We start from the raw sequence: 12,104 nt of genomic DNA, 5'->3' as shown, positions 1-12,104 counted from the left end.
AAAGGTGACAAAATTGTGACAATCGGGTGGTTTCAGGCGAATTTCGCCCGGTTCTTGATGCATTGCGCAACCTGATCAATCACCTGATCCACCGTCAGATCGCTGGTGTCGATCACAACCGCATCGGGCGCGGCACAGAGCGGCGCGGTCGCCCGTTCACGGTCGCGCCGGTCGCGTTCGCGCAATTCGGCCAGAATATGCGCCACATCGGCACCCAATTCCGCCGCGCGGCGTTCCGCCCGCACCTGATCGGATGCGGTGATAAAGAATTTCACATCGGCATCGGGGCAAATCACCGTGCCAATGTCGCGCCCGTCCAGCACCGCGCCGGGTTCCTGACGCGCGAAGCGGCGCTGAAATTCAACCAGCTCATCGCGGACCTGCGGGATGGCGGCAACGCGGCTTGCGGCCTGCCCGGCCTCGGCGCTGCGCAGGTCGTCGCGCGCCAGATCGTCGGCACACAGCCCCCGCGCCGCCGCGACCGGATCACCGCCCTTGGCCCCCGTCGCCCGATACAGCAACCCCGTATCCAGATGCGCAAAGCCAAACATCGCCGCAATCGCGCGCGACACCGTGCCTTTGCCTGCCGCGGCGGGGCCATCAATGGCAACGATAAATCCCATATCAATCCTCACTGCTGCGGGAATAGACGTCTTCGTAGCGGATAATATCGTCTTCGCCCAGATAGCTGCCGGTTTGCACCTCGATCAGGATCATCGGGACTTTGCCGGGGTTTTCCATGCGGTGAATCGCGCCCAGCGGCACATAGATCGACTGGTTTTCCGTCACCAGCGTCACCCGGTCATCCACCGTCACCCGCGCGGTGCCGCTGACCACAATCCAGTGTTCGGACCGGTGAACATGGCTTTGCAGCGACAGGGCCGCTCCGGGTTTTACCACGATGCGTTTGACCTGAAAACGATCCGCCAAGGCCAGCGTTTCAAACCAGCCCCAAGGGCGATGATCGCGGGGGAACGCCTCGGCCTGTTTGCGGCCTTTGGATTTCAGGGCGGATACGGCCTTGCGCACGTCCTGGGCGCGGTTCTTATCGGCGACCAGAACCGCATCGCCGGTTGCCACCACGACCGTATCGCGCAGGCCGATGCCCACGACCTGCACATCGGGGTTGTCCGACCGCAGCAACACGTTTTCGCAATCAATCGCCGTCGAACAGTCATCCGCGACATTGCCGGTATCGGCGCCGCCCAGACCTTCGCGCCAGACGGCGTCCCAGCCGCCCAGATCCGACCAGCCGTCGGAAAACCGAACGACGGTCAGATTGTCGGCCTTTTCCATCACGGCATAGTCGATTGAATTATCGGGCAGGCTGTCCCACGGCGCGCGCGCCAGTCGCAAAAAGCCCAGATCCGTGGCCGCGTCGTCAATCGCCTGCTGCACGGGCGCGACATAGTCCGGCGCATGGGCGCGGAAGGCGTCGATCATCGTGCCGGCGCGGAACAGGAAAATCCCCGCATTCCACAGATAGTTGCCCTGCGCCAGCATCTGCGCCGCGCGGTCGGCATCGGGCTTTTCGACAAACCGGGCCAGAGGCTGAGGGCCGTCGCCCTGCCCCGCCAGTTCCAGATAACCATATCCCGTTTCCGGGCGGTCCGGCGTGATGCCGAATGTCACAATGCGGCCATCGGCAGCCGCAGCCGCGCCCTGTTCCACCGCACGCGCAAACGCGTCCGAATCGGGGATGACATGATCGGACGGCGCCACCAGCAACAGCGTGTCGGGGCTGTCGGCCATCAGCGCCGCGGCCAAAACGGCGGGCGCGGTGTTGCGGCCTGACGGTTCAATGACAATCGCGCCCGGCGTCAGCCCCATCTGATCCAGCTGTTCCGCCACGATGAACCGGAAATCCGCATTCGTCATCACCACAGGCGCATCAAACAGCGGCCCCGACAGCCGATGCGCCGACGCCTGAAACAGCGTTTCATCGCCAATCAGTTGCGCGAACTGTTTGGGAAAGCTTTTGCGCGACACCGGCCACAACCGCGTCCCGGACCCGCCCGCCATCAGCACCGGCGTAATTTTGAACATGACACTGCCCCTTCCGTATGACAGCCTTCTGATAGCGTCGGCCCATCCTGAACAAAAGGGACGCGATCGCATTCGGCGCATTTTCTGCCCATGAGGTGACGACAGCCGCGCATCAGAGCCACGCCCGAATCATCTACATTGGCAGGTTAAAATATTCTACATAAAAACCATTTGTTTATATATGGATACCATATGTGCAATTTACCGAGGCCACAATGTTGGAATATATTTTTACAAAACTGGCAAAATCAAAACCTGCACAATCTGCATGTTTCTACCCCGGTCTATTCGTTAATTTTCAGACATTTACATCACGATTTTTACAGGTGAATTAGACAAAACACGGTTTTTTTCGTTGTTTTGCAGATTTATGTCAGTCTAACCTTGTGCAGGTGCAGAAACTGCCCAAAGACATGGCTGAGGAAACAGGGAACGCGCGATGTCTGATACCATACGCCGCCGGGGGCGTCCCCCGAAACAGGACACCGAGCCGCAGGGAACCATTCAGTCGCTGGAACGCGCACTGGATTTGCTGACAACCTTGGCCAAGCATGGCAGCCTGACCCTAAGCGAGGCGTCGGACCTCACGCGGCAGTCTCCTTCGACCGTGCATCGGATGCTGCACACGCTGCAACGTCACAATATGGTCCAGACCGACCGGGCCACGCAGGCATGGAGCATCGGGACCGGCGGGTTCTATCTGGGCGCGTCCTTTTTGCGCGCGGGCGGGCTGACCGAACGCGCGCGTCCGCTGTTGCGGCAATTGTCGGGCGACACGGCGGAAACCGCGACGCTGGCATTGGAACAGCGCGATGCGGTGGTTGTTGTGGCGCAGTCGGAATCGCCCCATGCCATCCGCGCGGATTTCGCCATTGGCAGCAGCGCGGCTCTGCATGCCTCCGCTCCGGGCAAGGCGATTCTGGCGCATAACCCGGACCTGATGCAGGCGGTGCTGAACGGCGCGCCTCCGACCCGGCTGACCGATCACACGATCACCGATCCCCAGCAGCTGCAAGACGACCTGACGCGCATTCAGAACCGAGGCTATGCGATCGACCAGAACGAATCGGCGGACGGGATGATCGGCGTGGCGGCACCGGTGCGCGATCTGTCGGGACGCGTGGCCGGGGCGCTGTGCCTGCACGGCCCGGCGCATCGTCTGGGGGCCGAGCATCTGAAAACGCTGGGCGCCGCAGTAGTTGCCGCAGCGGGAACTTTGGGTGTTTTGGGGTGACCTAAACGGCGCGGCGCGTCGGATCACCGGCCCGCGTCACCGTCCCGCAGCATCCGCTGCAGTGGTTCGTAATGATCCAGCACCGCCGCGCGATAGGCCGCGGCGTCCCCTGCCTGCGCTGCGCGCAGCAATTCCCCATGCGCCCGCGCCGTCTGGCGCAGATCGGCGGGCAGCGCCAGCCCCAGACGCGGCAGCACCGCCGTGTGAATGTCCCAAAACGCCGCGACCATTTGCCCGGCCAGCGTGTTGTTGATGGGGGCCAGCAATTCGGTGTGAAACTGCCGATCCGCCTGCACGAAAGTTTCGCCTCGATTCGCGCGGTCAATCATCTGCGCGACCAATTCGGCCAGCGATGCGTCATCGCGCCCCTGATGCGCCGCCATCACCGCATCGGCCATGGCCAGATCAAGGGCGCAGCGCAGTTCCACCACCTCGCGCAGAACAGCCAGATCATCGCCCCGCGACAAGACGCCCCGGAACACCAGCGTTTCGACCAGCGAATCCAGGCTCATTTGCCCCACGACGGTGCCGTGACCGTGGCGAACCTCAACGATATCAAGGGCGGTCAGGGTGCGCATCGCTTCGCGCAGGGATGACCGCGATATGCCCAATTCGGCGCATAAGTCGGTTTCGGTCGGCATCAGATCACCCGGACGCAGCCCGCGCGCCAAGATCAGCGACTTGATCTGTTCCGCCGCGGCATTACGGCGCTTGTCACGAAGAATCGGCATGGCTCCCCCCCGGATCAAAACGGCGTTTTCGATTTATTAACCTGTTTGTGCAAGATGCTTGCATGTTGGATTGGGATGAGTCTAACATTCATCAGACGTCAGATGTCAACTGACTGGGAGGTAGTTATGAAAAACGTCTATTACGGAATTTCGCGCCGCGCTTTGCTGGCCACCGGCCTTGTGGCTGGCATGGCCTTTGCGCTGCCCACCACCGGCGCGTTTGCGCAAGAGGTGAACCCCGACGCGACCATTCAGGCCGCGATCGCCTATGGCCTGTCCGGCACGTTTGATCCGCTGAACGCATCGGGCGCGGTGACGCTGGGCGCCAACTGGCACACATTCGAAGGTCTGGTTGATCTGGACCCGGTGACGCGCCAGCCCTATGCCGCGCTGGCCGCTGCGATGCCCGCAACCGATGACGGCACCACCTACACCATCAAACTGCGCGATGGTGCGGTGTTCCACAACGGCGATGCTGTGACGGCAGATGATGTTGTGTTCAGCTTTAACCGCGTTCTGGACCCGGAATCGAAATCGCTGTTCCGGTCGTTCGTGGCCTTTATCGACAGCGTCGAGGCGGTTGACGACACCACCGTCAAAATCACCACGAAATACCCGTTCAGCCTGTTCAACGAACGTCTGGGTTCGGTGAAAATCGTGCCGAAGGCGCTGATCGAATCGGACGCCGAAGGTTTTGGCAAATCCCCGGTCGGCACCGGCCCCTATAAGATGATTTCGGCGGTTCCCGAAGACAAAATCATCTTTGAACGCTTTGACGCCTATACCGGCCCGCGCCCGGCCAAGGCCGCCGAAATGGTCTGGAACCTGATTTCCGACCCGACTGCGCGTGTGAACGCGCTGACCTCGGGGACGGTGATGGCGATCGAAGATGTGCCTTATGTCGATGCCGACATGGTGGCCGCATCGGAAACGCTGGAAAAGGCGCAGTCGTTTGGGCTGTTGTTTGCGATGTTCAACACGCAGGCCGAACCCTTTGATGATGTGCGTGTGCGTCAGGCGTTCTTCTATGCCTTGGACATGGACAAGATCATCGGCACCGGGATGCTGGACAACGCGACCGCTGCGTCGTCGTTCCTGCCGGAAACGCATCCGAATTATCATCAGGCGTCAACGGTTTACACCTATGACCCCGATAAAGCGCGCGCCCTGCTGGCCGATGCGGGCGAGGCAAACCCCGCCATCACGCTGATGTCCACCGATCACGGCTGGGTCCGCGACGTGGCCCCGATCATTCAGGAATCGCTGAACGCCGTTGGCTTCCAGACGACCTTGGACATCGGCCAGTCGGGCGGTCAGTATGGCAAGGTTGATGCGGGCGACATGCAGGTCATGATCGCGCCGGGCGACCCGTCGGTGTTCGGCAACGACCCCGACATTCTGATGCAGTGGTGGTATGGCGACAACATCTGGCCGACCACACGTTACCGCTGGGCCGACAGCGAGGGTTACAAAACCCTGACCGCCACGCTGGCCGAGGCGCAGCAACTGGATGGCGACGCCCAACAGGCCAAGTGGAACGAAGCGTTTGACCTCTTGTCGAACGAAGTCCCGTTGTATCCGCTGTTCCACCGCATGTTGCCGACGGCGTGGAATGACGGCGAACTGGTTGGCTTTGCGCCGGTTCCGACCACGGGCCTGTCCTTCCTGGATGTGGGCGTGGCGAAATAAGCTGCGGGCGGTCCCATGCGGGCCGCCCCCTGATACCGGCCATCTGATACCACATCATGTGGCCGGTCACGGACCCCGGCCCCTCCCCCCTTGTCGGGGTCCGCTAACCAAGATCAAGAAAAGAAGCCGCCATTATGATGAACATGTTGAACCTGATCGGTCGTCGGCTGATCCAGTTGCCGGTGATGATTCTGGGCATCACCTTTTTGGTGTTCTTCATCATGTCGTTTTCCAAAATCGACCCGGCGATTACCGCGCTGGGCGAAGGGGCCTCGCTCGATGCGCGGGCCGCCTATCGTCTGGCGCATGGCTTGGATGACCCGCTGCTGACGCGCTATGTCAGTTTTCTGGGCGGGCTGTTGCAGGGCGATCTGGGAACCTATTCCGCGCGGCAACTGCCCGTGATTGACGAAGTCGCGCGCGCCTTTCCGATCACGCTGCAACTGACCTTTCTGGGGCTGATTATCGCGGTGGCATCGGCGCTGGTGCTGGGGATCATCGCGGCGATCTGGCGCGGAGGCTGGCCGGATCAGATCATCCGCATTGTGTCGATTGCGTCGCTGTCCACGCCGTCCTTTTGGCTGGCGGTGCTGCTGATCCAGCTGTTCGGCAACCGGGTGGGGCTGATCCCGATCTTGCCGACCTCGGGGCGGTTGCCGGCCTTTATGGATGATCCGTCGGGCTGGTTCCTGCGGATGCTGCTGCCGGCCTTTGCCTTGGCCGTGCCGGTTATCGGGCAGTTGTCCCGCGTCGTCCGCACCGCCGTGGTCGAGGAACTGGACAAAGATTACGTCCGCACCGCCCTGGGCGCTGGGATCCCGCGCCGGATCGTGGTGGGGCGCAACGTGCTGCGCAACGCGCTGATCACGCCGATCACGGTTCTGGGCCTGCGCATCGGTTATCTGATGGGCGGCGCAGTCATCATTGAAATCATCTTTAACATCAACGGGATGGGTATGCTGATCCTGAACGGGGTGACGAATAACGAACCCAATCTGGTGCAGGGCGTGACCCTGACCGTCGCGCTGGCCTTTGTGGTCATCAACATCATCGTTGACCTGCTTTATGTGCTGGTCAACCCGCGCATCCGGTCGGTCTGATGCTGCGCGCGGGTCTGACCGAACGGCTGTCGGTTCCGGGGCTGCGGCTGGCTGCGTTGCGGTCGCTGCCTCTGTCGTCGCGGGTGGCGCTGGTGTTTCTGGTGCTGGTCGCGCTGATTGCGGTGTTTGCGCCGCTGATCGCCACGCATAACCCGCTGTCCACCGGGCTGACGCGCGGACCGGCGGCACCCGACGCCGCGCATTGGTTCGGCACCGACCGGCAGGGGCGCGACATCTTTTCCCGGCTGGTCTATGGCGCGCGTTATTCGCTGGTCATCGGGCTGGCGGCGACCGGGGTTGCGCTGGCCGTGGCCGCCGTTCTGGCCTCCATTGCCGCGACTGCGCATCAATGGCTGGCCGAGGTGCTGATGCGCGCGCTGGATATGGTCATGTCCTTTCCGGGGATTGCGCTGGCGGCGGTCTTTGTCACGGTGTTCGGCCAGTCGCTGCCGGTGTTGGTGCTGACGATTGCCTTTCTGTATGTGCCGCAGCTGACGCGGGTCATCCGCGCGAATATCATCGACCAATATGGCGAAGATTACGTCGCCGCCGTCCGCGTGATGGGCGCGCCGACGCATCGTATTTTGCTGAAACACGTCGCGCGCAACTGTCTGGCCCCGATTCTGGTGTTTGCCACGGTTCTGGTCGCCGACGCGATTGTGTTCGAGGCGTCCCTGTCCTTTATCCAGGCTGGCGTTCCTGACCCCGAACCCAGCTGGGGCAACGTCATCGCGGCGGGGCGGCAATTGGTCATGTCCGGCGCGTGGTGGCCGACCTTTTTTGCCGGGATGCTGATCACCACCACCGTTCTGGCCCTGAACATCGTGGCCGAGGGGATGACCGACGCCATGGCCGCCCCCCGCGCCCGCGCCAATGTCAGCGCCGCCAAAGTGCAGGCCGAAATCGAGGCCGCGCCCGAAGCCCACACCCCCGGCCCCGATCTGGCCGACAGTCTGGCGCAGTTGCGCGCGGCGGAATTGGCGCGCGGCGACCGGCTGATCTATCCGGGCGATGACGCGCCGCTGTTGCAGGTGCGCAACCTGTCCATCGGCTTTCCCCGGCATGGCGATGTGGATGTGGTGGACAACATTTCCTTTGACGTGCGGCCGGGCGAAACCATGGCGCTGGTCGGGGAATCGGGCTGCGGCAAATCCATCACCGCATTGGCCATCATGGGTCTGTTGGACCCCAAAGCGCGGATTCGCGGTGAAATCCTGTTTAACGGGGAAAACCTGCTGACCATGACGCCCCGGCAACGCAACGCCCTGCGCGGGCGCGGCATCGCCATGATCTATCAGGATGCACTGTCGGCGCTGAACCCGGCCATGCTGATCCGGTCGCAGATGGCGCAATTGACCTCGCGCGGGGGGACGCGGTCGGCGCATGATCTGTTGCAATTGGTGGGGCTGGACCCGGACCGCACGCTGAACAGCTATCCGCACGAATTGTCGGGCGGGCAGCGGCAGCGGGTGCTGATCGCCATGGCCCTGACGCGCGATCCGAAACTGGTGATCGCGGACGAGCCCACCACCGCACTGGACGTCACCGTTCAGAAACAGGTGATCGAGCTGTTGAACCGGCTGCGTCAGGAACTGGGCTTTGCGATGGTGTTTGTGTCGCATGATCTGGCGCTGGTTGCGGAAATCTCGCATCGCATTTCGGTGATGTATGCGGGGCAGATGGTCGAACAGGGACCGACCAGCGATATTCTGACCCAGCCGGTGCATGAATACACGCGCGGCCTGTTGGGCGCTGTCCTGTCGATCGAGGCCGGGGCCGAACGCCTGCACCAAGTGCGCGGCACGGTCCCCAGCCCGCGCGATTTCCCGCCGGGTGATCGCTTTGCGCCCCGGTCGTCGGATCCCGCACGTAATGCCGGTGTGACGCGTCAGATGCGCCGGATCGACGGCACCGATCACTGGTATGCCGCCCATCCCGACGACGCCCCGACCCAGAGGCTGCCATGACCGCCATCATCGAATTACGCAATGTCTGCGTTGATTTTCGCACCCGCGCATCGACCCTGTTCCGGCCGCATTATGTCCGCGCCGTGGATGACGTGTCATTCGCCGTTCATCCCGGGCAAGTGCTTGGCATCGTGGGCGAATCCGGGTCGGGCAAATCCACGGCGGCCAAGGTGATGATCGGGCTGGTGCAGCCCAGCGCGGGACAGGTGATGTTCGCGGGCGTCGAGATTCGCCGGTTCGACGCCGCCACCCGCCGCCGGTTAGGGCGCGTCGTGTCGGTGGTGTTCCAAGACCCCGCCACGGCGCTGAACGCGCGCATGTTGGTGCGCGACGCCCTGACCGACCCGCTGGAGGTTCACGGCATCGGCAACGCCACCACCCGCCGCGCGCGGGTGTCCGATCTGATTGCGCGGGTCGGCCTGCCGCAATCCGTGCTGGACGCGATCCCGGCGCAACTGTCCGGCGGTCAGCGGCAGCGGGTGGCGATTGCCCGCGCCTTGGCTTTGGAACCGCAGGTGATCGTCGCGGATGAACCGACCAGCGCGCTTGACGTATCGGTGCGCGCGCAGATCCTGAACCTGCTGCTGGACCTGAAGAAAGACCTTAATCTGGGGATGGTGTTCATTTCCCACGACATTCAGACGATGCGCCATGTGTCGGATGACATCGTGGTCATGCGCAACGGGCGGATTGTCGAATCCGGCACCGCCGCGCAGGTCTTTGGCACCCCCCGCGACGACTATACCCGCACGCTGCTGGCCGCAGCGCCGGGCTTGCTGAACCACTAAGGAACGCTGACTATGACATTGAATTTTCACGGTATTGTCCCGCCGATCGTTACCCCGCTAAATACGGATGGGTCGATCAATCACGACGATCTGGCCCGCCACACCGACCACCTGATCGAACAGGGCGTCGATGGGATTTTCGCGCTGGGTTCCACGGGTGAGGTCGCCTATCTGACCGATGCCGAACGGCTGTCGGTCGTTGAAACCGTGGCCAAGGCCGTTGACGGCCGCGTGCCGGTGATTGCGGGCGCGATTGACCTGACGGCATCGCGCATTGGTCAGGCGGGCCGCGCCTTGGTCAGCGCCGGGGCGGATGCGATTGTGACGACCGCGCCGCTCTATGCGATCAACGATGCCGTTGAAATCGCAGATCATTTCCGCCGGATTCGCGAATTGATCGACGCGCCGCTGTTTGCCTATGACGTGCCGGTGCGGGTGCATAAGAAACTGCCCGCCAGCCTGCTGGTTGATCTGGGGACCGAAGGCACCATCGTCGGCATTAAGGATTCGTCCGGCGATGATGTTGGGTTCCGCCGCCTGATCGCGCTGAACCGCGCCGCCGGTTCGCCTCTGGCCGTGTTTACGGGTCACGAGGTCGTCGTGGACGCCATGGCGATGATCGGTGCCGATGGCGCGGTGCCGGGTCTGGCGAATGTCGATCCGGGCGCCTATGTCCGGCTGTGGGCCGCCGCAATGGAGGGGGACGGCACCGCCGCAATGGAGGAACAGGACCACCTTAACCGCCTGTTTGAAATCGTGTTTTGCGCGCAGGGCCGTTCGGGCGATGCCGCGGGTGTGGGCGCGTTCAAGGCGGCCATGGCGGCGCTTGGCATGATCTCGACCGGGACGATGGCGTTCCCGGTCAAGGCGCTTGAGGGCGAGGTTCTGGACCAGATCCGCGCCATTCTGCACGACGTCGATATGCTGTGATCCGGTGGCGGCGGGGGTCAGCCCCCCGCCGCAATCACGGCCCCGATCAGCCCGCTGTCATGGCCCATTTGCGCGGCCACGACCTGCGGGCGGAACAATTCCGGTTCGTCGTTCAGATGAGCGATGACGCGCGGCAGATATCCGGGTGCCAATCCGATGCTGCCGCCCACAGCCACGCGGTCCAGCCCCAACAGCGATGTCATATCCGCGATCAACCCCGCGACGGCGGCGGCGGATCGGTCGATGATGGCGTCATGCGCGCCGGATTCGAAGACCGCGCGCCCGTCAGCCAGACCGGCGGCGGCGGCGATTGCGCGGCCCGACGCCACGCTTTCGACCGTGCCGATGCGGCCCGACCCGCATTGCGCATCTGACAGGCGCGAGGTCACAAAGCCCGCATGGCCCGCCAGCCCGTTGCCGCTGTCCACCAGCCGCCCGTTCAGCACGATGCCGCCGCCTACCCCGGTGGATACGGTCAGGAACGCAAAATTCGCCGCCCCCTGCCCCGCGCCCAACCGCGATTCCGCCAAAGCGGCGGCGGCGGCATCGTTCAGCGCAACCGACCGGGCGCCAAACCGTTCGCGCAGCACCCGGCCCAGAGGCGCGGCGGTGATGCCCTGAAATGTGCCGGTGTTGACCGCGTGCCAATTGCCGTGGCGATCCACGCGCCCCGCCACAGCGACGCCCAGCGGATCGCCCTGCGCGTGGCCCAGTTCCACCAGCAACCCGGCCATGGCATCCACCTGCGCCTGCCAGCCCGCATTCGGATCAGTCGGCACCTGCCGGCGTTCGGTCACCGCGCCGTTGTCAATCCGTGCGGCGGCGGTTTTCGTGCCGCCCAGATCGACCGCCCAGCCCGAAACCGTCATTTCGCGCCCCGGATCGCGTCCGCAAACCAGCCGGTGACATGTTCCAACCGGGTCAGCGCGCTGCCCACGGTCACCGCATCCGCGCCTGCCGCAATCGCCTGCGCGGCCAGTTCGGGGGTGTTCAGCCGTCCCTCGGCCATCACAAAACCGCCCATCGCGCGGAAGGCGCGGATCAGGTCGAAATCGGGGCCGGTGTTCAGCCCTTGGGTTTCGGCGGTGTAACCCGACAGCGTGGTGCCAATGATCGCCGCGCCGCCGTCCAATGCCGCGCGGCCATCCTGAACCGTGGCGCAATCCGCCATGGCCAGCCGCCCCGCGTCCAAAATCGCCGCCAGAATCGCGTCCCGCGCATCCGGCCGCGCGCGCGGCGTCCCGTCATAGGCGATGATGTCCGCCCCCGCATCGGCCAAGGCGCGCGCGTCATCCACGGTCACAGTGATGCGCACCGGGCTGTCGGGCAGGTCGCGTTTGACCAGCCCGATGATCGGCACATCGACCACGGGACGCACGGCGCGCAGATTGGCAACGCCTTCGATCCGCAGGGCAGAGGCCCCTCCGGCGACCGTCGCGCGCGCCATGGCGGCGACGATCGCGGGGTCATCCATCGGCCCGCCATCGACCGGCTGGCACGAAGCGATCAGCCCGCCCCGCAGGCGGTCCAGGATTATGGTGGCGGTCATGGCATCCCCCTTGGCAAACATCAGATGTCTGATGTTACCGCAGCCCCGCGCCGGGTGGTATCGGAAAAAA

General features: G+C 63.7%; 11 protein-coding genes. 6 read left to right on the top strand and 5 right to left on the bottom strand.

Annotated features, from left to right (window positions below; all coding sequences use genetic code 11):
* Positions 1-32 precede the first annotated feature (32 nt).
* Both Q4G20_RS11230 and Q4G20_RS11225 read right to left on the bottom strand, forming a co-directional pair.
* On the bottom strand, positions 33-623 hold the full coding sequence (locus Q4G20_RS11230) for a d(CMP) kinase (RefSeq protein WP_303343544.1): 591 nt from the start codon (positions 621-623) through the stop codon (positions 33-35).
* 1 nt (position 624) lies between these two features.
* The gene (locus Q4G20_RS11225; protein WP_303343543.1) at positions 625-2,046 is read right to left on the bottom strand and encodes a mannose-1-phosphate guanylyltransferase/mannose-6-phosphate isomerase; all 1,422 of its coding nucleotides are present in this window, start codon (positions 2,044-2,046) and stop codon (positions 625-627) included.
* A 439-nt stretch (positions 2,047-2,485) separates the two neighbouring features.
* Here Q4G20_RS11225 and Q4G20_RS11220 point away from each other — a divergent pair, with 439 nt between their 5' ends.
* Positions 2,486-3,280, top strand: coding sequence for an IclR family transcriptional regulator (locus Q4G20_RS11220; RefSeq protein WP_303343542.1), 795 nt, complete (start codon positions 2,486-2,488; stop codon positions 3,278-3,280).
* A 23-nt stretch (positions 3,281-3,303) separates the two neighbouring features.
* Here Q4G20_RS11220 and Q4G20_RS11215 read toward each other — a convergent pair whose 3' ends face one another.
* Positions 3,304-4,011 carry a FadR/GntR family transcriptional regulator gene (locus Q4G20_RS11215; RefSeq protein WP_303343540.1) on the bottom strand — a complete coding sequence of 236 codons (708 nt, stop codon included), beginning with the start codon at positions 4,009-4,011 and terminating at the stop codon, positions 3,304-3,306.
* Between the two features lie 126 nt (positions 4,012-4,137).
* On the opposite strand from Q4G20_RS11215, the gene Q4G20_RS11210 reads away from it, so the two are divergent.
* The 5 genes from Q4G20_RS11210 to Q4G20_RS11190 all read left to right on the top strand — a co-directional run bounded on the left by Q4G20_RS11210 (position 4,138) and on the right by Q4G20_RS11190 (position 10,485).
* Positions 4,138-5,700: an ABC transporter substrate-binding protein gene (locus Q4G20_RS11210; RefSeq protein ID WP_303343539.1), complete on the top strand. Its 1,563-nt coding sequence runs from the start codon at positions 4,138-4,140 to the stop codon at positions 5,698-5,700.
* Between the two features lie 134 nt (positions 5,701-5,834).
* Positions 5,835-6,800, top strand: coding sequence for an ABC transporter permease (locus Q4G20_RS11205; protein WP_303343538.1), 966 nt, complete (start codon positions 5,835-5,837; stop codon positions 6,798-6,800).
* On the top strand, positions 6,800-8,767 hold the full coding sequence (locus tag Q4G20_RS11200; protein ID WP_303343537.1) for a dipeptide/oligopeptide/nickel ABC transporter permease/ATP-binding protein: 1,968 nt from the start codon (positions 6,800-6,802) through the stop codon (positions 8,765-8,767). Before Q4G20_RS11205 ends, Q4G20_RS11200 begins: the two co-directional genes overlap by 1 nt.
* Complete coding sequence (locus Q4G20_RS11195; RefSeq protein WP_303343536.1) at positions 8,764-9,555, top strand: ABC transporter ATP-binding protein; 792 nt, start codon at positions 8,764-8,766, stop codon at positions 9,553-9,555. Before Q4G20_RS11200 ends, Q4G20_RS11195 begins: the two co-directional genes overlap by 4 nt.
* Before the next feature lie 12 nt (positions 9,556-9,567).
* Positions 9,568-10,485 (top strand): dihydrodipicolinate synthase family protein, encoded by a 918-nt coding sequence (locus tag Q4G20_RS11190; RefSeq protein WP_303343535.1) that lies wholly within the window; start codon positions 9,568-9,570, stop codon positions 10,483-10,485.
* Between the two features lie 17 nt (positions 10,486-10,502).
* Here Q4G20_RS11190 and Q4G20_RS11185 read toward each other — a convergent pair whose 3' ends face one another.
* Both Q4G20_RS11185 and Q4G20_RS11180 read right to left on the bottom strand, forming a co-directional pair.
* Entirely contained in the window at positions 10,503-11,354 is an 852-nt protein-coding gene (locus Q4G20_RS11185) for an ROK family protein (RefSeq protein WP_303343534.1), read from the bottom strand.
* Positions 11,351-12,034 carry an N-acetylmannosamine-6-phosphate 2-epimerase gene (locus Q4G20_RS11180; protein ID WP_303343533.1) on the bottom strand — a complete coding sequence of 228 codons (684 nt, stop codon included), beginning with the start codon at positions 12,032-12,034 and terminating at the stop codon, positions 11,351-11,353. Before Q4G20_RS11180 ends, Q4G20_RS11185 begins: the two co-directional genes overlap by 4 nt.
* Positions 12,035-12,104: the final 70 nt, after the last annotated feature.

The organism is Paracoccus sp. (in: a-proteobacteria) (assembly GCF_030538495.1).
Lineage (GTDB): Bacteria > Pseudomonadota > Alphaproteobacteria > Rhodobacterales > Rhodobacteraceae > Paracoccus.
The sequence above is the reverse complement of the archived record's forward strand: the minus strand, read 5'-3'. Positions and strand labels throughout refer to the sequence as shown.

Coding starts and splice junctions, on each gene's coding strand:
- Q4G20_RS11230 (WP_303343544.1), bottom strand. CDS start 623: ATGGGATTTATCGTTGCCATTGATGGCCCCGCCGCGGCAGGCAAAGGC.
- Q4G20_RS11225 (WP_303343543.1), bottom strand. CDS start 2,046: ATGTTCAAAATTACGCCGGTGCTGATGGCGGGCGGGTCCGGGACGCGG.
- Q4G20_RS11220 (WP_303343542.1), top strand. CDS start 2,486: ATGTCTGATACCATACGCCGCCGGGGGCGTCCCCCGAAACAGGACACC.
- Q4G20_RS11215 (WP_303343540.1), bottom strand. CDS start 4,011: ATGCCGATTCTTCGTGACAAGCGCCGTAATGCCGCGGCGGAACAGATC.
- Q4G20_RS11210 (WP_303343539.1), top strand. CDS start 4,138: ATGAAAAACGTCTATTACGGAATTTCGCGCCGCGCTTTGCTGGCCACC.
- Q4G20_RS11205 (WP_303343538.1), top strand. CDS start 5,835: ATGATGAACATGTTGAACCTGATCGGTCGTCGGCTGATCCAGTTGCCG.
- Q4G20_RS11200 (WP_303343537.1), top strand. CDS start 6,800: ATGCTGCGCGCGGGTCTGACCGAACGGCTGTCGGTTCCGGGGCTGCGG.
- Q4G20_RS11195 (WP_303343536.1), top strand. CDS start 8,764: ATGACCGCCATCATCGAATTACGCAATGTCTGCGTTGATTTTCGCACC.
- Q4G20_RS11190 (WP_303343535.1), top strand. CDS start 9,568: ATGACATTGAATTTTCACGGTATTGTCCCGCCGATCGTTACCCCGCTA.
- Q4G20_RS11185 (WP_303343534.1), bottom strand. CDS start 11,354: ATGACGGTTTCGGGCTGGGCGGTCGATCTGGGCGGCACGAAAACCGCC.
- Q4G20_RS11180 (WP_303343533.1), bottom strand. CDS start 12,034: ATGACCGCCACCATAATCCTGGACCGCCTGCGGGGCGGGCTGATCGCT.